This window comes from Paenibacillus piscarius (assembly GCF_022234545.1).
Classification (GTDB): Bacteria; Bacillota; Bacilli; order Paenibacillales; family Paenibacillaceae; genus Paenibacillus_AQ; species Paenibacillus_AQ piscarius.
On the sequence record NZ_JAIEUI010000006.1, the window covers coordinates 184468 to 205292 of the forward strand.

The following is a 20825-nucleotide window of genomic DNA, read 5'->3' on the forward strand; positions in this document are numbered from 1 at the left end:
GTTAAAATTAGTTTCAATTTATTGTATTTTTACCTTTTATGTCCCGTGACCAGGATACAGTCGGCTGTAAAGCGCCGTTCATCATCTTGCGGAAAGGCGCGGACGTCCCGGTAACCCGCATCCGATACGGCCTGCTCCCAGGCATAGGGGTCAATAATAGGAGAACGGGTCCGAAGATTACGGTCCTCGAACAGCCACCAGCCTTCAGCCAGCCCCCAGACCATATCCACCCAGCGACGGCTGGTGCAGGCTTCAATCAACAGCATCAGGCCGCCAGGTACAAGCACCTGCTGCAAGTTATCCAGGGTACTCCCGATGTTCCTGGTGGCATGAACCACATTGAGTCCGATTACAGCATCGAAGCTGTCCGGTGCAAAACCCTGCTCTGCCGGATTCCGGCTGATATCGAGGATCTTGTAATGCAGAGCGCTAAAATCCGGATCCCCCTTCGCCCTGGTGATGAAATATTCACCAATATCAGTGAACCAGTAGTTCACATTCGGAAGCTCTGCCAGGTCAAGCAGCTGCCGGGTCAGCAGGCCTGTCCCGCCTCCAACCTCCAGGATATTGACCGGACCTTTCCCCTCTTTGCTCTTGATCAGCAGCGTGAGAATATCATGCACTACCCCGGCATATGCACGTTCCCTGCCATGCTCTACGGTATCCCGGTTGCTCTGCTCCAGGGCGTCCGCACTGCCTCCGGGGAACAGCACGCTGACCGGAGGCACCTTCCCGCTAAGTGCTTCCTTGTAATTCCCGGTACAATAATCAAGGAATTGGAGCATTCCCTGGAATGCGGGATAATCCTGCGTACACGCTTCATACAAGGCTTGCGCTGAGGGAATCTCGGCTTCCGGCTTGATGAACTTGATGCGGCTGTTCAGCCTCTTCACTACGCCGTCTTCCTCCAGCATGTCTATCATGCAGTCCAGAAGACGGATATAGGCCGGAAGAATGTTCAATTGCTTCACCCATTCCCTCCGGTCATGGATGGTGCCGGAATCCGTACAGATCCCAGCCTGTTTAAGATAGCGGTAAGCATAGCTCATGCACAGCTTATTCAGGCGTTCCTCCAGACCTGCGTAGCCTTCAATCCCCTTGATATCCAGCTCCGCCAGGCGGTGCTGTTCCATGCGGATAACATCTGGGAAGATGTCCTCCAGACGGAAGCACGCAGGGGCCGGCCGGCCGATGAATTCGTCAATCACCCGGTTCAGCTGCTCATGATGCGTCATGAACAGGAAGTGGGCGGCATCCTTCAGTTCTACACAGCGGGCACCGGGAATGGCGTCAGCCATGTCAGTGGACTGCCTATTCTGGATAATAGTATCTCTGGTGCCGTAGACGATCAGGACAGGCACCTGGATACGGCGGATCAGACCGGCAGTTGAATAGCTCTTGTGGTTGCCGGGCAGATAGTATTCCATATACTTAGTGAAAATCTGATTGTCGATGCTCTTTCCGGCTTCCAGCAGCTCCATGGCCTCCAGCCCGTGCTCCACAGCTTCAAGATCCTTCCTCATCGCCGTGTCGGCATTCAGCTGCGGATTCTCGTTGACAATCTCATAGATGGAGCTGACCAGAATAAGATTCGAGACCCGCTGCGGATACATGACGCTGAATGTCTGGCCGATCAGGCCTCCCCAGGATATTCCGACGAAGTCCACCGCCCCGTCCGCGCCAAGCTGATCCAGCACCTCTGCAATTACCCGGACCCGGTGCTCCAGTGAATAATCGCTGATCTCTTCACTGAGCCCGCAGCCCGGATTGTGAATGCTGATGACCCGTCTGTGTCTGGAGAAATAATCGAGCTGATGCAGGATCATCGGCGAGGCCATGCCCACACCTCCGACAATGACCAGCGGCTTACCCTGGCCGGAGATTACCGCCTCCATCTTCTGCCCGTCCGAGGTCCCCACCAGCAATTGAATATATTGGTGCGGGACCTGCTCCAGTTCATTCCTGGAGAGCGGGCGGGAGCCTGCACGGGCAGACTGTGCGCCGGATGGGGTCAGCTGTCTCCAGGCATCCGCAAAAAATCGGTCTGCGCTGTTAACCAGCCAGAGCGAATGCTCCAGGGCGCGGAACGTTTCCTCAGGAGCCGGGAGATCCGGAGGGAAGCCCAAGGCCACCCCCGCTTCATCGGCGGAATTGCTGCCGATGCCGGGCTCTCTGTCTGGAGCCCGGGCCAGCAGGAATCCGCTTAACCTGTTAATGGTGCTGTAATCAAAGAAGACATCCAGGGGAAAGCTGATCCCCAGCTTCTCTGTCAGATAACTGTGAAAGGCTGTGAAGCTGATTGAATCAAAGCCGAAGCTTCTCCAGTCGGCATCCGGGTGAATCCGGTCCTCGGGTATTTTGAGCAGCGCGGCAACCCCTTCCGCCAGCAGTCTGTTCAATGGAAGGATTGGGGAGGCTGCAGCCTGCGGCTGCTGTTGCGTCAGCACCTGATGCGTGCTGGCAGGACGCCGGCTGTTCTCCCGGATGATCCGCAGGGCTTCCTCCGGTGACATTTGCTGGTTCTCCACCAGCTGTAAGAGCTGCATTCTCGAATAAGTGCTCATTCCAAGAGATCCCCCACTAACAGATTTAGATTCTCGGCACTGATCTCCCCGCTGTGCACCTTGTTCAGCCACATTAGCAGCTGGTCATCGTCCAGGGTCTCCTGCTCCTCTTCCGTTATGGTGACTGCTTCTGAAGCAGCCTCCGGTCTTGGAAGCGGGCCCTTAATGCCCAAACGGTCAGGGCCGGGCAGCCAATACCGTTCTTCGTCAAATGCATATTCGGGAAGCGGAATCTTATACAGCGGCTGCGGATACCAGACTGTCCAGTCGATGTTCACTCCCTGCACCCATAGCTCAGCAAGCTTATCAAGTTTCCGTGCAGACAGCAGCTCATTCATGAACAGGCGGCTCTCTTCGCCTTCGAACAGCCTGCCGATAGCCGACTGTCCGCTGCTCTGCCCTTCATACACTCCCGGCTGTCCAGACCTTCCCGACAGGAATGCTTCCAGCTTCGTGTGAAGCCTGTCCAGACTATCCGTTACGATAGCCAGCCGCTCCGTCATCCCCGCACGTCCGGTCTGCAATCCGTAAGCCAGCTGCTCCAGCAGGAGTCGCCCCGGCCGTCCGGCTGCTAATTCCTGCGGTACAGCCCGGTGCGGAGCCGCATAATAGTCGCGGATTCCGGCAGGATCATGCTGCTGCAGGAACATCACCAGACTGTTCAGTGAGGAGAAGCCGTACACTGTGTCCTTGAACTCAAGGTTGAATTTGTCCTTCAAGAGCTCCATTAATTGCACCGTTTTGACAGCATCCAGTCCGTAATCCTCCAGCCCCGCCTCCAGGTCAATGTCCTCTGCGTCAAGCATCATCATCTGTCTGAACAAGGCCGTGACATCCCGCTGTAAGCCTGTCTCAATGCTGCAGGCGTCATTCCCGGCATTGAAGGCATTGACGGCTGGCTCTGTGATATTGCTGCGGGCAATGAAATCGCGGAGCCTGCGGGCGTTCTCCTTAAGGCTATTCCGGCTCTTCGCAGACAGGACAATGATCTGTCCGCTTGCACCTTGCCCAGACAGCCCGGCCGGCGGATTCCGGTATTCCTCCAGAATGATATGCGCATTGCTGCCGCCTACTCCAAAGGCGCTGATGCCTGCCCGGCGGGGGATGGCGCAGCCGTCGTTACCGCTGAGCGGCTGCCACGGGGCGGTATGTGCCGCAATGCGGAGACCGCTGTCTTCCAGCCGGATGTACGGATTCAGCTCTTGGAAATGGAGATTGCCCGGAATGATGCCGTGCTTCATAGACAGCAGCACTTTACTGACACCTGCTATCCCAGCTGCTGATTCCAGATGGCCGATGGCTGTTTTGACCGAACCGATCACGCATTGCGGCCGCTCATTCTCCGGCTTGCCCCACTTCAGGTAGAGTGCCTTGAAGGCCTTCTTCAGTCCCTCAACCTCAATCGGATCGCCCAGACTCGTGCCTGTGCCGTGTGTCTCAATATATGTGATTGTGGACGGGTCAATCCCTGCCGCTTCATGTGCACGGATGATGACCTCCGCCTGGGACTGGGCATTCGGCGACGTAATGGAGTTCGCCTTCCCGCCGTGATTCACCGCAGTTCCGCGGATGACTCCGTGAATATAATCCTTGTCTCTAACCGCGGCCGACAGCGGCTTCAGCAGCAGTGCCCCTGCACCTTCGCCGCGCACATATCCGTCAGCGTCCTTGTCGAAGGTCTTGCATTTCCCGTCCTTGCTAAGCATTCCCAGGCTGCCTCCGGCGATGAACAGGTTCGGACTGGCAATCAGATTAATTCCGCCTGCTACAGCATAAGGACAGCCGTCATGCCAGATGGATTCCACCGCCCGGTGAATCGCTACCAGCGAGCTGGAGCAAGCGGTATCGACAGGCTCACTGGGTCCGCTCCAGTTGAAGAAATAAGAGATCCGGTTCGTCAGCATGGTGCGGGTCAATGTGGTGGCAATCTCTTCCTTCAGCAGCAGCTCCTGATAATCCCCGTTGGATACCCCGATGAAAACAGAGGTTCGGGTGCCTGCCAGCGCCTCCGGCCGGTAGCCTGCATTCTCTAGCGTGTGCCATACCGTCATCAGCATATGCCGCTCCTGCGGGTCCATCTTCTCCGCTTCCGCCGGTGAAATCCCGAAGAATAACGGGTCAAAGGTGTCGATGCGCTTCAGGAAGGCACCGTATTTCACATCGGTCCGGCCCGCTTCCCGGCGCGGATCGCCATAGCGGTCCTGCCAGCTCCAGCGGTCTTGCGGAATAGTAGTCACCAGTTCCTTCCGGGCTTCCAGATTGGACCAGAACTGCTCCAGATTATCCGCGCCGGGCATCATTCCGCTCATCCCCACAATGGCAATGGGCTCTCTGGACGCCACCTGCGCATTTGTTCGTCCATCCGGCAGAGCGGACGGCGCCAGGGCTGCGGCTGTATAAGGCTGTCCGTTCATCATCCTGTATGCAGGGACCGCATGTAAGCCTTTGCCGGTCTCCTCAGCTTGCTTCACAGGAGTCTGATGAACTTCACCGCCCGGCTCTGCAGATGCGCAATAAGATTCCAGGACAGCCGGGTATTCGCCGTATATCGCTTCCGCAATCTCCGCCGGTGTGGATTGTTCAAAGAATAGCGTTGGCGTAATCCCGGTTCCCCATCTGCGGTTCACCGTGTTCGCCAGCTCGGTGAATGAGATCGAGTCAAACCCCAGCCCGCTCAGATCAGCATCGCGGCTGACCTCGCTCCGGTCGCTCTTGAGAATATCCGCCATCATACCGATTAGCTCCGCTTCCAGCAGCCGGCTGTAATCTTTGTCCTTAGATATTACTGGGGAATATTCCATCTGCTTCTGTCTGTTCTGCTTCGCTGTGCGGCCATACCCTGTAAACGCGGCAATAATCTTCTTCTTATCGCCTGCTGCTACCATCACCTGGTCCTGCCGGAACGACAGGCTGTCTTCCAGTGCCTGCAGCCCGCATTCATCGGACAGCGGGGCCATTCCGAACCGGGACCACAGCAATTCGCGGGTGGAGCTGTCCACCTGCATGCCGCCGTTCTCCCATAGCGACCAATTCACTGCGGTATCGCTCCGGCCCCGCTTCTCATTCATCTGTGCCACATAATGGTCCATGAAGCTGTTGGCATAGGCGTAATCAGACTGGCCGATGTTACCGATCAGCGCGGTGGAGGATGAGAACGGCAGGAACAGCAGCTCCGGGTTCTCCCGCGACAGCGCGCGGTACAGGTGAACCGTCCCGTACACCTTGGGATTCAGCACCTCGGCAATGTCCGTGATCCTTTTCTTCGCCAGCAGTGAATCCTTGATAACACCGGCGCAATGTATGACGCCATCGAGCCGGTTATACTTGCTCTTGGCCGCTGACACTGCCCGTTCCACCGCCTTCTCATCGGCCAAATCCAGCTGAAGATATTCCGCTGACTCAGCTCCGAGCGCCTTAAGGCGCTCCAGCCTGGCGGGATCCCCGCTGCTGCTTCTGCCGCAGAGCAGCAGTCTCGCTTGGACACTCACGGCAAGATGCTCGGCCACCCGGTAACCCAGTCCGCCCAGTCCGCCGGTAATGATGTAGGCTCCGCGGGTAATCAGTTTGCCGCTGCTGCCCTCAACCGGTCGGCCAGGAACAAGCTCGCGCACATAGCGGCGGTCCGCCTCATATTTCACTTCATGCTCCAGACTGATGGAAGAGAGCTCCCGGGTCAGGATTGAATCCAGCCTGCCGCCAGCCTTAATATGGATCAGACTTCCCTGCAGCCTGGAATTCTCCAGTGCCGCTGAACGGAGGAATCCGGCCAGCGCGCTGTATTCAGCTACTGTGCTTCCGTTCCGGTACACACAGAGTAGCCGGACAGGCGTAAGGAACCTGTTGGCAGCAAGCCATTGGCACAGATAGAAGACAGGGTAGACCTCCTGGTCTATCCGTTCTTTGACCGTCCGGCTGCCCGGACTGCCAAGCAGACAGACAATCTGCAGCCTGGTGTCAGCGGCAATTCCGCAGGCTTCAGCCAGGCTCGTATAGCTCTGCGGATTGGAAGGATCTATCTGAAACCGGTTCCCGCCAAGAGGGCTGTATGCTGCACCGAAGGTTACACGTATGGAAGCGTCTACCAGTTCCGGCGCTTGATCCAGCTGTCCATCCTGCGGAGCGCTCATGACCAGCACTTTCGCTCCGGCAGCGGGGGCTTGGGGCAACAGCGGCTCCGTTGCGCTCTCCACCCAGCTTGGCGCAAGATAGACCAGATCGCTTGCAGCTGGCTCCGGCTGTGCCCAATCTGCCGCTGCGTCCAGAGCGGCCGGATTCACTTGGAACGGACGGAGGGTCAGCTCCTTCATTCTGGAGACCACTTGTCCGGCTTCACTCAGAAAGGTGATATCGAACCGCAGGCTCTGGCCCGGCGAGCATTGAACATACGCATAAGCAGGCTGGACTGACGCTTCCAGAATCTCGAGCCGTCCCAGCACGAACGGTACATACAGCACCTGACGGTCAATCCGTCCGGTCTGGTATGCGTAGGCTACCGCTGACTGTAAGCCGCCGTCGGTCAAGGTCGGATGCAGCTGATAATCGTCCAGCGTAGACCGCAGGTTATCCGGCACACCCAGTCTGGAGAGCGCCTCTGAGGCATTGCAGTACAGCGCCTGAATCCCGGAGAACCGGCTGCCGAGCCCGGCACCAAGACTGCGCAGCAGCTCATAATAAGCATGTGCTTCCTGTCCGCCCCCGCTGCTCCGCTCCATGATGCTGCGGATATCCATACGCTCCTGCTCAGATTCCCCGATCTTTCCCAGCTCCAGCACGCCCTGTGCATGTTCCGCCTGATCTCCGCCCTCCCCGGAACAGATCCGGAAGCCGAGCCCTTGAGGGCCGGGCTGCAAGGATACGCTGACCTGCACGGCTTCCTTGTCCGCCACCACCGGACTGGACCACACCACATCGCGGATACCGGTTACCGTCTGCCTGGGATCAGCCAGAGCGCCCGCAGCACGGACCATCTCCAGATATACGACACCCGGCAGGACATGGCCGTGGTCGGCCAGATAGAACTCATTGCCCTGGTAGGTTTTCGTGAACATCTGCTCATACAGTGTAGACATATTGCGGTCAATCAGTGCGTGCAGGGCCATACCCGAAGCGGCAGGTGTAACGGAGCCGGGAGCTGCAGGCTTCAGCGGCATCCAATACCGGGTCTCGGCAAAAGGATACCCCGGCAGAGACAGCTTCTCCGGCAGCCGGTTCCCGTACAGCTCATGCCAGGCCACACGGGCTCCTGTTGTCCATGCCCGGGCAAGGGCTGCATAATCCGCAGCCGCTAAGGCAAGGGCAATCTTGTCAGGTGAATAGTCCGCGTGTTCCCCAAGAGAGCGGGTCAGCCTTGCGCCCCCTGTATACAGGCCGAACGCTTCATTTCCGCTGCAATAGGCGGCAAGACTGTCCTGCAGCTCCCCGGGCGTTGCGGCCACGATAGCCAGCCGCTCCTCCAGCTCCTCACGCCCGGTCTGCAGGGTGTAGGCTATTCTTCGCAAATCCGCGGTCTCCGTTAGAACATTGCGGAAGCGTGCGGCATATTCTCGCAGCCGCTCCGCACTCTTGGCTGACAGGAGGAAGACAACAGGCTGAGACATAGCCCGTGCAGGGGCCGCAGAGGGAAGATATTCCTCAATGACGGCATGGGCGTTGGTGCCGCCGAAGCCGAAGGAGCTGACACCGGCACAGCGCGGCAGGGGCCGTCCATAGCGGTCCGCCCGGGTGTCCCAGGGTACCGTGTGTTGCAGCACGTAGAACGGGGAGCCCTCCAGCTGAATATAAGGGTTCAATTCCTTGAAATGCAGGTTCCCGGGCAGCCGTCCTTTCGAGAGGGACAACAGAACCTTAATTACACCGGCGATGCCGGAAGCCGGCTCAAGGTGGCCAATGTTCGACTTGAGCGCACCCAGACCGATCTGCGGACCCGGCTCCGGAGCAGTCCCCCTGCGCCGGTACAGCTCGGAGAAGGCTTTCTTGAGTCCGTTGACCTCGACCGGATCGCCAAGTTCCGTTCCTGTGCCATGCGCCTCAATATACGCTACTGCAGCCGGATCAACCCCTGACTCCGTGAAGGCCTGCACAACCAGCTCGGCCTGCGCATCCGAATTCGGGGCGGTGAGGGATTGCCCTCTTCCTCCGTGATTCACGGCTGTGCCTTTGATTATGCCGTAGATCAGGTCGCCATCCGCCACCGCCTGATCCAGCGGCTTCAGCAGGACAACTCCAACACCTTCACCTTTGACATAGCCGTTAGCGCTGCGATCAAAGGTTCTGCACTGTCCCTCCGGGGAGAATACGCCCATCACTCCCGCACCCACATACGTATTGGGATCAAGCATCAGGCTCACTCCGCCTGCCAGCGCCAGGCTGCTCTCGCCATGCTGAATGGATTTCACTGCTCGGTGCAGTGCGACCAGACTGCTGGAGCATGCCGTGTCAATGGTCTCGCTCGGCCCTTTGAAATTGAACAGGTAAGAGATGCGGTTGCTGAGCAGGGCTGTTGCATTCCCTGTACTCGATTGGGCCTGGATTCTATCCATATGGGCAGATAACAGCTGCTGGTAATCGTTAAATTGCACCCCGGAGAATACGCCAACGGACTTCCCGGCCAGCGTGGACATGCGGGTTCCGCTGTCCTCCACTGCCTTCCACACAGCCTGAATATACAATCGGTGCTGCGGGTCCATCAGCTCGGCTTCCCGGGGCGACAGCTGAAAGAACTTCGCATCGAAGGTATCATGCCCGCTGATGAATCCGCCCCAGCGGGAATTGGTCCGGTTCTCAGCGAGCGGGTCTGTGCTGTAATAATCCTTCCAGTCCCAGCGTGCGGCTGGAATCTCCCGGACCTGATTCTCCTGGCGCTCCAGAAGCTGCCATAGCTCATCCGCCGTATCTGCGCCGGGCAGCTTGAAGCTCATGCCGATCACCGCTACCTCCCGCAGTGCGTTTGGCTGCGACGCGGTATTCTTGCTTCGGCCGGACTTGCCGCGGCTGGAGAACTTATGTGCCAGCGGCAGCAGCTCCGGCTGTTCCGGAAGCTCCGGCGGCTGCGCTGCTATACCGGACCCGGCGGATCGGTGCAGACGGTCAGGCACAGGCACCGCCGCATAATGATCCTCCACCTCCCAGCGGAATTCCTCCAGCAGGAACGGGACCAGCTCGTCCAGGGTGGTTTTGGCGAAGAAGACAGCCGGTGACAGTTCTATATCATACAGCCCGCTTAATGCGTCGGCGAATTCCTTCAACGAGATCGAATCGAAGCCGAAATCGCCCAGGTTCTCCTCCGGGCTTAGCTTACCGGGCTGTATCTGAAGCACATGCGCCGCCAGCTGCAGCACATCGTGCATTACCCTCCCATCCAGGGATCCGGCGATATTCTCTGTACGTTCCTCCACCTTGGCGATTCCTCCTTTGGCCTGCACGGCCTCTTTCGGCATCAGGCCCAGCTGCGATTCCAGGCTTGCCCGTACTCCGTATACAAGTGCGGCTTGCTGTTCCCAGCCTGCCAGTATGGACTCGAAAGCGCTGATACCCAGCGCCGTCGGCAAATATCCCATCCCGGAGGTCTGCAAATACAGCTGCTCCCCCTTCTCCTCAAGGTGCATGCCGCCAGCTTCCCATAGGGGCCAGTTCATGCTGATGCTGCTGCCCCGGCGCTTGCCCTGCTCCACCCGTTGCTGCCTCAGGCGGAGATACCGGTCCAGGAACCGGTTCGCTAAGGCATAGTCACATTGTCCGAAATCCCCGAAGAGGGCTGAAGTGGAAGAGAAAGCGGTGAAGAAATCCAGCGGCTCGTGCTGCGTTGCTTCATCCAGCGCGGCAATTCCAGCCACCTTCGGCTGTAGAGTCTCTATGAAAGCGGCCGTGCTTTTCTGGAAAATAAGCTCCCTGCTCTCTTGTCCGGCCGCATGAATGACTCCATTTAAGCTGCCATAATGCCGCTTGGCCTCCCGGACAGCTGATCGTACAGCAGCCGGATCGGAGACGTCGCAGGACAGATACAGCGCATCTCCGCCGGAGAGGCGCAAGGCAGCCAGCTGATCCCTGATGGAGCTGGTGAGCAGCCTTCTGCCCAGCAGAATCAGCTTTGCCTGCCACCGCTCTGCAAGATAAGCGCCCAGAATCATACCCAGCCCGCCTGCTCCGCCGGAGATCATATACACGCCGCCTTGCTTCAGAGGAACTGGTCCGGCAGCACTCAGCGCAAGCTCGCGGAACTGAAGCTCCTCCCGGCAATGCTTGCGGTACCTTACCGCATGGGCCAAACCATGGCGGGTCAGCAGAGCCTCCTCGCGGATCACCGCTGCCAGAGGTTTCGCTTCATCCTGCAGCTCGATATGGGTGAAACGGAGCCGCGGATAGACCTGCTGCAGCGAGCGGCCGTATGCTCCCAGCGCTGCGATGCCCGGCCGGACAGCAGCACCGCTCCGGGCGATGGACAGCCAGCGGAGCCTCAGCCGCAGCTTCAGGGCATGAAAGGCCTGAATCCAATGAAAAACAGTGAGCATCGCCCCGGTATCCGGCAATACGGTATCCTCCGCTTCCTCCGGCATTGCGGAATTCTTCCAGAGCATGACTGCGCAGGTGATGTTCAGCTGCTCCTTCACAGCATCAGCCAGTACGGCCGTATAATCCTGCTCTGTTGAAGGGCGGATCGTGTACTCATGCTCCCCCAGCCGCTGAAAGGCACCCCCTGACCGGACAATAATTAAGGTATTTTCCAGGCTTAACTCCACAGCCGCTGCCTGGCCTGCCGCATCGTCTGTATCCATGAACAGCAGCATGGCCGCTGCCTTGGAGGGCATCGCTGCCGAAGCCTCTGATGCGGGGACGGATTCCGTCCAATACTCCCGGAAGCAGATCAGTTCCTTGCCGTCTTCCTGTTTATCCCTGCTCATGTGCTGACCACCAACCTATATTTGATATACTGTATTCCGGTTTTCGGATTGTTCAGACGCTGGCATAGATGCTTGTAGGCTTGGAAGCAGAACCTCCTGTGCCGAAATACCGCTGAGCTTCAAGGTAAGCTCCTTCATTTCCACCAGAACCCGCTGCCGGGGATCAACAATGTTGAGGTCGTATACCGTCAGCCCGTCACTTCCCGTCCGCCACCGGGTAAGCACTGTGATCTCCCTGGGGAGCGGAGCAAATACAGTACATCTCCGCAGCCTGCGGTACTCGATCTGCTCAGCACCTGCGGTCAGCCGGACCAGGCAGGCCAGCAGCTCTTCCACGGCCTGATAATGAAACAGCGCCTGATGCTGTGCAGGGCTCGCAGTTACCTTCAAGCCAACGCGGAGCATTGCCTCATCCGTCCCTGTCCGCAATTCGTGAACCGCCCCGATATGCAGATAGGCATCGGAGGCGTCTGTCTCAGGCAGCTCCATGGCGGCAGACCATTTAGGACTATCGAGTAGCATAGCAGCTCCAGAATGAGGCATATCAGCCGCTGTGACCTTCCCCTGGGCACAAATGACATAATCACCATGCCCATTATCACAACCAGTCTCACATTCGATATGGTCCCCGGCCTCGTACAGGGAGGTCACGAGGCGGTCTGCCGATTCCAGCAGCGGCGCGCTTCCCCAGACCATATCTTCAATTACATGGCAAGGGGATTCAAGCGATAGCTCAGCGGTGAAGCGCAGCAGTTCAATTAAAGCAGGCTGTGACAATCCGCCCCCGCTGTCAGAGCCTTGCACGTCCGTCTCATACTGCTGCTTGCTGAAGCTGGACACATTGCGGTCCACCAGAGGATGCAGCTTCTGTCCTCCAGCACCCTTGGCGGGAGCCGGAGCATCGGTGCGCGGAATCCAATAACGTTCTCTCTCAAAAGCATAGGTTGGCAGCGGCATGATCCGTACCTGTCCTCCCGGATGCAGCTTCGCCCAATCCACTTCGGAGCCCTGCACCCATGCAGCCGCCACCTGCGGAGCATTAACCTCTGTGGTGACAGAGCCCTTCCTCCGTTTGGATACTGTCCCGGAGTAGATGCCGTCCAGTTCACCTGACAGATAGCTCTCCAGTCTAGCCTGGAGTTCAGTTATGGTGCGGCAGGTAAAGGCCAGGCGGCAGTGCATCTCCTCCCGTCCGGTCTGTAACGTATATGCGGCATCCGCAAGAGCGGTCTCCGGATTCCGGTCGAGGAACGCAAGCAGCTTGACAGCCATCTGCTTCAGGGAGTAAGGGGTCTTGGCAGACAGCACAATCACCTGGGTACCGCTGCTGCGCCCGTTGCCGGAAGTGCTTGCCCCCGCTTCCCCGCTGTATTCCTCCAGGAGTACATAGGCGTTGGTTCCGCCAGCGCCAAAGGAGCTGACTCCGGCCCGTCTTGCCGCTGAACCGTCCGTGCCAGTTGCTGCCCATGGGGCAAGCTCCCGCTGTACATGGAAATAAGAAGATTCAAAATCTATATTGGCGTTGGTTACCTCCGCATGAATAGAAGGGGCCAGTTGCTTATACTTCATCTGCAGCAGCACCTTCGTGACCGAAGCGATCCCTGCCGCCGCTTCCAGGTGGCCGATATTCGATTTGACCGAACCGATGGCACAGGACTGCTTGGGCGGATCCGACTCACTGAATACCTGATTGAGCGCTTGAACCTCGACCGGATCTCCCAGCTTGGTGCCTGTACCATGCGCTTCGGCATAGGAGATGCTTCGGGCATCCACTCCCGCCTGCTGCAATGCTTTTGAGATCAGGCGGGCTTGGGCATTCGGATTGGGAACGGTATATCCGCTGACCCTGCCGCCATGGTTCATGCCGGTCGCCTTAATGACCCCGTAGATATGATCCCGGTCTTTAACCGCTTCAGACAGCGGCTTGAGAATTATTGCTCCGGCGCCTTCGCCGGGGACAAAGCCGTCAGCATCATCGCCGAAGCTGTGGCATTTGCCCGTAGGAGACAGCATCTTGGTCTGGCACATCAGCACATATTTATAAGGATGAAGATACAGGTTCACTCCGCCCGCAACGGCGAGGCGGCATTCCCGTTTCTTCAGGCTCTCGCACGCTGCGTGAATGGCCGCAAGCGATGACGAGCAGGCCGTATCGATGGCCAGACTGGGACCGCTGAAGTTGAACATATAGGATATCCGGTTGGCAATGGACCACGGCGAGACGTTAGGCATCGCGGCAAGATTACCCCTTTCCCATTCCTCCGGGCCCCATAGCTGATAGGTGTAGGTAGTCGCACCGGCAAAAACACCGACATCTGCGCCTTCCTCCTCCGCGCGCTGAAGTTTCTGTCTGGTGTATCCCGCATCCTCCAGGGCCGACCATACGGTCTCGGCAAAAATCCGTTCCTGCGGGTCCATGATGACCGCCTCCCGCGGCGCAATATTGAAAAATGCCGGATCGAACTTGTCCACATCGTCCAGGAAGCCGCCCCACTTGCTGTACATTTTGCCTTCCTGTACGTTCGCGAAGCTTCCGCCCATATATTTCTTGTAGTCCCAGCGATCCGCCGGAATCTCGGTAATGCAGTCTTTACCGGCCGCAAGATTGTCCCAGAATTCATAAATATCCCCCGCCAGAGGATAGCGTCCGCTAAGGCCGATAATGGCAATCTCTTCCCCTGTCCCGGGTGTCTCACCTTCTGCATCTACGGAGCAGTTTTGCTCTGCGAAAGAGATTAGTGTTCTCCATACCGGAGCCTCTGTCTCCGTCTGGACCTCCGCCTCCTCGTGCATCGGCAGAAACGGGGCATTTTCTGGGGAATCCGTACTGAACAGCTTGCCCAGCTGTATGGCGTATTGGCTGGCCATATAGGCCGCGAGGTTCTCCAGAGTCTGGTATTCAAACAGCAGAGTCTTGGAGACCCCGCCAAGATCCTTTTCCAGCCTGGCGTTGAAATAGCCAACCGTAACCGATTCAATACCGTATTCCTCAAATTCGGCTGAGGTGTCGATCTCTTCCGGCGCAAGCTTCAGCAGTTCACCGAACAGCTCCTTCAAATATTGAAGCGTCTGTTCCTGCAGCCTTTCGTCTGATCCCCCGGTTAATTGGGCAGCTTCAATACCGGACCGGGCGGCCTCACCTTCCGGCGTGCTGGTGAGATTAACTTGTTCCAGCATCCGGCTTACCCGCTCAGGCTGGCCGTAACCGACGATCAGCGGGTTAAGATTGCCCTGTCCGAGCACGAGTTCAAAGGCAGCGATTCCCTGCTCTGCCGGAAGCGGCATCAGGCCCGTCTGCATCTCCAGCATTCTGCGCTGCTCCGCATCCAGCTGCATCCCGTCCGCTTCCCACAGCGGCCAGGCTACAGAGAAGGTGCGTCCGGAGCGCTCACCTGCCGAGACCAGCCGGTCGCGGTATACTGCGAATTCATTCAGGAAGCTGTTCGCATAGGCGTAATCCGCCTGGCCGGGATTCCCAGTCTCTCCTGTGATGGAGGAGAACAGCAGGATGAAATCGAGCTTCTCCCCTTGCGCGGCCTGATCGAGATTCAAGGTGCTGATGACTTTGGAGCGGATTACCGCATCAACTTCCGCGCGGTCTTTGTTCCGTATAAAAGCGTCGCGGTGTATTCCCGCGCAGTGCAGGATGCCGTCCACCCTGCCGTATTTCTGATTCACATAGCGGAGTAGCTCCTGCGCCCCCTGCCCGTCTGCGGCATCCGAGACAAGATATTCAGCCGATCCGCCATAAGCCTGGATGGCGGCAAGCTGCGCCGCCTTCTGCCCGTCCAGCGGAGAACGGCCGGTCAGAATGAGCCGGGCCTGGGCTGTCTCCGCCAGGTAAGCGGCGAACACGCGTCCCAGCCCGCCAAGGCCTCCGGTGATGATGTAGACCCCATGCGTTCTGATCCGGACTGCCGGACTGCCGGTCTGTGCTTCCGTTCCGGCTTGAACGAGCCGTTTAACGAGCCGGCCGGCATGGCTGAACTTCACCTCCTGCTCCCCGGGCTGGCGCAGCAGCTCCTGTTCAAGCAACGAGGGCATTGCCTCTGCAGGCAAGGCCGCTGCCAGGGAGACAGTCTTGAAGCAGCAGCCTGGATGCTCCAGCCGGAGCGTCTTGAAGAAACCGCCCAGCGCAGCATCCAGCAGACTGCCTGCATCCCCCGTGTCCCTGAAGGCGTACAGCAGCTGAAGATCAGCCGCTGCCTTGCTCTCCATCAGCGCCTGACACAGGAACAGCAGCGGGTATAAGCTGTGATCCAGCTTCTCCTGCGGATTCATGGCAGCACCGGCTGCCACATACAGGATCTGCTTCAGGCTTACACGCCGCTCCTGTAACGACTTCACCAGCATCTGAATGTGCTGCTTGTCATCCGGACACAGGCTGTAATGATTGTCGCCAAGCTGGGCATACCCGTCCGCAGCGGTGACGAAGATCCGTCTGGCTCCGGCAGCGAAGCTGCGCTTGAAGTGCGGCAGCATCAGCAGGTCGTCCAGGAAGAGCACCACATCCCCCGTCAGGCTTCCTTCCGGCTCCGGCAGGGTTGGAGTCCATGAAGCCGTGTAATATAGCGGAACCCCCTGCTTCACCGGCTGCAGCGGAGCCAGCTGGACGCCTTGCATCGCCCAGATTGCTTCCCCATCCGCAGCGAATACAGCCAGCGTATATTCGTTCTTGCCCGTACGGCCGGCACGAACGGTGAATTGCTGCAGCGGCTGATGCCGGAATGACATCTGCCGGATAGAATGCAGCACCGCCGGAACCTGCGGCTGCTCCAGCGCGGCCAGAGCCAGCAGTGTATGGCAGGCTGCATTCACGGCAGCCGCCGAGAGGGAATCTGCAGGCTCCGCTTCTCCCAGATCCACGAAGGCCAGCAATGCGGCTGGTTCTTGCCGCAAGCCCTTGACAGGCTTCAGTCCGTTCTCTATTCCATAGAGCAGGCGGAGTGTCTGACGGGCCTGCTTAAGAATCGGTTCTCCGTGTCCTGCCGCCGGAATATCCTTCACCGTATAGACTTCCGTCCCGGTCCGCTCAGCCTGCTCTGCTATCGTGCATTGAAAGAGAACCTGTTCCCCGCTGCGGACCTCGCCTGCTGCTGCGGCCTTGCCCGGGAAGACATACATATCCAGGGCCGGGGCAAGCTGCTGCATTGTGCTCAGACCTGCCCACTCCATATTCTCCAGCATTAGCCCTTCTTGCTGGTAGCCTGCCCGTTCCAGCGCTTCCCGCGCATAGGCGAGCAGACCGAACCCGTTCATATATGCCTGTCCCTGCCAGTTGCAGGGCTCATAGCTGTTACCGATCAGCGCAGTCCGCGAAGCGAAACGGTATCCGCCAACAGTGGACAGATTATGCTCTACCAGCCCGCCTATATTCAGATTGGCCGTATCCGGTAACATCGGCGTCCGGATCTCCCGCCGCTTCACCTCCTGAACCCAATAGCGGTTCCGCGCGAAGGGATAGGTCGGAAGCGAAACTCTATGGCCGCTGCCCGTTTCGTACAGCCTGTGCCAATCCACCTCGACACCCAGGGACCACAGCCGGGCGATCGTTGCTGTATTCCTGCTATCCAGCAGCAGATCCATATAGGAGCTTCCCGTCTGATCCGCATGGAACAGTCCGTGATAATCCTTGAAGCTCTTGATGTTCCCCCGGAAGACCTTGCCGTCCGGCAGAATGCCCTGATTGAATCCATCCAGCAGCGCCTGCAGCTCGGAGACCGAACCGGCAATGACTGCCACCCGCTCCGCGAAGGCCTCCCGTCCTACCTGCAGCGTGTAGGCAATATCCCGGAGATTAACAGCTCCGGCTTCAGGCCGCTTCAGATCATGCGCCAGCTTCAGCGCGTAAGCCTTGAGCCGGTCCTCTGCCCTTGCCGACAGGATGATGATCTGCGGCTCGCCGCTGTCTTCACTGTCCGGCATGCTCTCAGACTGTGCCGGGATATATTCCTCCAGAATAATATGTGCATTGGCTCCGCCTGCCCCGAAGGAGCTAACCCCCGCCCGGCGCGGATATTCCTTCGTAGCCCCGTTTACCTCCACCGTCACGCGTTCCCAAGGGCCGGCCTGCCGCTGCACATAAAAGGGCGTATCCTCAAAGCGGATGTGCCCATTCAGCTCCTCGGAGTGAAGCGAAGGCACAAGCATCTTGTATTTGAGCTGCAGCAGCACCTTGGCTATCGCTGCAACGCCTGCGGCCGACTCACAGTGCCCGATGTTGGACTTCACTGAGCCGATGGCGCAGAACTGCTTGTCCCCTGTTCCCTCCTTGAAGGCCTTGGCCAGGCCGCTTACTTCAATCGGATCACCGAGTGAAGTCCCAGTGCCGTGGGCTTCAATATAATTGATGGTGCGCGGGTGAATTCCTGCCGTGAGCAGCGCCTCCTGGATTACCGCAGCCTGCATGGACGGATTCGGCACCGTGTAGCCAGTGGTTTTGCCGCCATGGTTAATTGAGCTCCCCTTAATTACGGCATAGATATGATCGCCATCCTTAACGGCCTGATCCAGCGTCTTCAGCAGCAGAGCACCGACACCTTCCCCGGGAACATATCCGTCTCCGCCTTCGCCGAAGCTTCTGCACCGTCCGTCACTGGCCGCGAACTTCTGCTGGCTCAAGAATATGTATTTGTCAGGATGGATCGAGACATTTACACCTCCTGCAATCGCACAGTCACTCTCGCCCCGGCGGATGCTGTCACAAGCCAGATGAACCGAAGTGAGTGACGAGGAGCACATCGTATCCAGGGCAATACTGGGCCCGTTAAGATTGAGGTGGTAGGATACGCGGTTTGCAATCGACGCATAGACCGAGGATAAGGCGATTTTGCTGCCATCGATCTCGGCATCCAGCAGCTGATACTGGCCGTACATCACCCCGGCAAACACTCCGACCTTCCGGCTGCCCAGCGTATCACGGGTATACCCGGCATCCTCTATTGCACTGTAGGCACATTCCAGGAACAGCCGCTCCTGCGGGTCCATAATCTCCGCTTCCCGGGGAGAGATATTGAAGAATAAGGCGTCGAACCGGTCCACATCGTCCAGGAAGCCGCCCCATTTACAGTACATTTTGCCAAGCTGGTTCTTATCGGTTGTGTACAAATCGTCAATGCTCCAGCGGTCTGCGGGTATCTCGGTAATACAGTCCTGCGCCTGGAGAAGATTGTTCCAGAATGACTCCAGATCCGGGGACATCGGGAATTTGCCGCTGACTCCGACGATCGCAATATCCGCGTTACCGCTGCGTTCCCGTTCTCCGGCTCCCCGCCCTGTTCCAGGGGTAGGCTGTATCCGCTTCGGTGAAGCAGGCATTCTGCCTGGGGGCTTAGGACTTAGGACAGGATGGTGCATCTTCGCTCCGGGAGCCTTAGGCTGATCCTGAGGTTCAATGCATCCGGCAAGGACTCTGCCATGCTGCCCGATGAGATATTCGCTTAACTCCCGCAGCGTCTGATATTCGAATAACAACGTCTTGGAGAGTTCGCCGAAGCTTGCCTCCAATTCCTCGTTAATGCTCATGGCCATGATGGAATCAAAGCCGATCTTCTCGAAGGAGTCGTCGGGTCCGAGCACATGCGGCGGGATTTTGGTTACCTTGATGAATATATTATGCAAAAATTGGATTGTTCCTCGGCTAAGAGTCTCGGCATCTACAAGCAACGGCTCAGTTGCTTCAGCCATAACCGGCCGGGCAGCAATTGGCCTGTCCCCTTGAGCCGGATGATTCCAACTCTCCACGGTCTGCTCTATCCGTGAAGTATCGCCGTAGAGCACCATGGCGTTCGTTAGCCGCTGACGGCGGATCTGCTCGAAGGCCGTCAAGCCTTCAGCTGCAGGCAAGGCGGATATTCCCAGACTGCTGCGCATGAAGTCCAGGCTGGCCCCGGTGGTCATCATTCCGCCCTCCTGCCAAAGCGGCCAGTTAACGGAGAGAATGGCTGTATCCCCTGCCGCTCTTTTCTCATTGGCGAAATGGTCCATGAAGCTGTTGGCATAGGCGTAATCGCTCTGGCCCAGATTGCCGGTCACGGCCGAGACCGAGGAGAACAGCAGCATCACATCCAGCGGTTCCTGTCCGAACGCTTCATACAGATTCACAGTTCCGAATACCTTGGCCGCCAGCACCTGCTCCAACTGTTTCCTTGTTTTATAGAGGATGAAGGAATCGCTGGTTATTCCGGCACAGTGCAGAATGCCGTGCACCGTGGGATACTCTGCCTTAACAGCCGTGTACAGCCGCTGCATATCCGCAGAATCGGCAACATCGGCCCGGATATATCGGACCTGGTTATCGTCCCGGCGCAGCCTCTCCAGCCTCAATTCCAGCTCGGGGTTCAGCGGCGATCTGCCGGTCAGAATCAGGCTGGCCGCACTGGTATCTGCCAGATGGCGGGCCAGCGTGTAGCCGAGCGCTCCCAGACCGCCCGTGATCAGGTAGACCGGCCGGGCTGATGCATTATATGCCGGGAGCGGTTCGGTATTCGCCGTATGCCGCAGCAGAGCCGGCACATACCGCCGGGAATTGCGGTAATGGACCGTGCGGTGACCGTCCTGCATAGAGCCCAGCTCCTGCAGGAGCTGTTCCAGCCACTGCGGGTCAGAGGCACCGCGCCCCTTGTCGGTGGATACCGTCTTGTATAACAGGCCGGGGTTCTCCAGCATAACGCTTTTGACGAAGCCGTCCAGCGCGGCATGCACTGCACTCTCCTCACCGGATTTGTATTGAAACAGGATATTGATCCTGGTGCGCGCTTTGAAGGACAACAGAGCCTTGGTCAGTGCGAACATCGAATAGATGCCGCCCGACATGGCCTCCTCAGTCTCAACGCTCTGTACATCCTCCCGGGACAGCAGATGAAGAATGCTGCCGGGGAACCTTCCCTGCTGCTTCAAGCTGGTTAACAGACGTGCATAATCCTCCTGATTGTTCAGAGGAAGCCGGACCGGTCCTGTCTCTGAGCCGTCTCCGGCGTTATCTGCGACAACAAAGGTAAGCGACGGGTACACGGAACTGCAGCGGCTGCGCAGCAGAGGTTCCAGGCCGGCATCGGCAGCCAGCACCAGCAGGGGTCCGGGATTATGATCCTGGATGTCTGTAAGCGGCTGCTCCGCCAGTGTTCTGGTGTAGGTCAGCAGCTCCTGCTTATCCGACCTTTTGAGCGCTGCGATCTGCCGCAGGCCTTCCTCCTTAGTGATGGCTCCGCTGGCGATCCTTTCAATAATTGATCTCATTTAGATTCCCCCCAGCATTCTCTCGACTTCGTCGACTCCGGCTTCCCCGGCCAGCAGCCTGTCCAGCATCTGATCCAGCATTGCGATTCCCGCCGGAAGTACCGTCCCGCCAGCCTCTGCCTTGCTG

Annotated in this window: 3 protein-coding genes; all 3 read right to left on the minus strand. The window is 58.2% G+C overall.

The window, feature by feature from the left end; genetic code table 11:
- Nucleotides 1–29 precede the first annotated feature (29 nt).
- From K1558_RS12945 to K1558_RS12955, 3 genes are read right to left on the minus strand one after another with little or no spacing between them, the layout of a single operon-like run.
- Nucleotides 30–2564: an alpha/beta fold hydrolase gene (locus tag K1558_RS12945; protein ID WP_238651995.1), complete on the minus strand. Its 2535-nt coding sequence runs from the start codon at nucleotides 2562–2564 to the stop codon at nucleotides 30–32.
- Nucleotides 2561–11461, minus strand: coding sequence for an SDR family NAD(P)-dependent oxidoreductase (locus tag K1558_RS12950; protein WP_238651996.1), 8901 nt, complete (start codon nucleotides 11459–11461; stop codon nucleotides 2561–2563). The genes K1558_RS12945 and K1558_RS12950 overlap by 4 nt, the downstream gene beginning before the upstream one ends.
- Nucleotides 11462–11476: 15 nt before the next feature.
- A complete protein-coding gene (locus K1558_RS12955) occupies nucleotides 11477–20698 on the minus strand; it encodes a hybrid non-ribosomal peptide synthetase/type I polyketide synthase (RefSeq protein WP_238651997.1) in 9222 nt (3073 codons plus the stop codon).
- Nucleotides 20699–20825 lie beyond the last annotated feature (127 nt).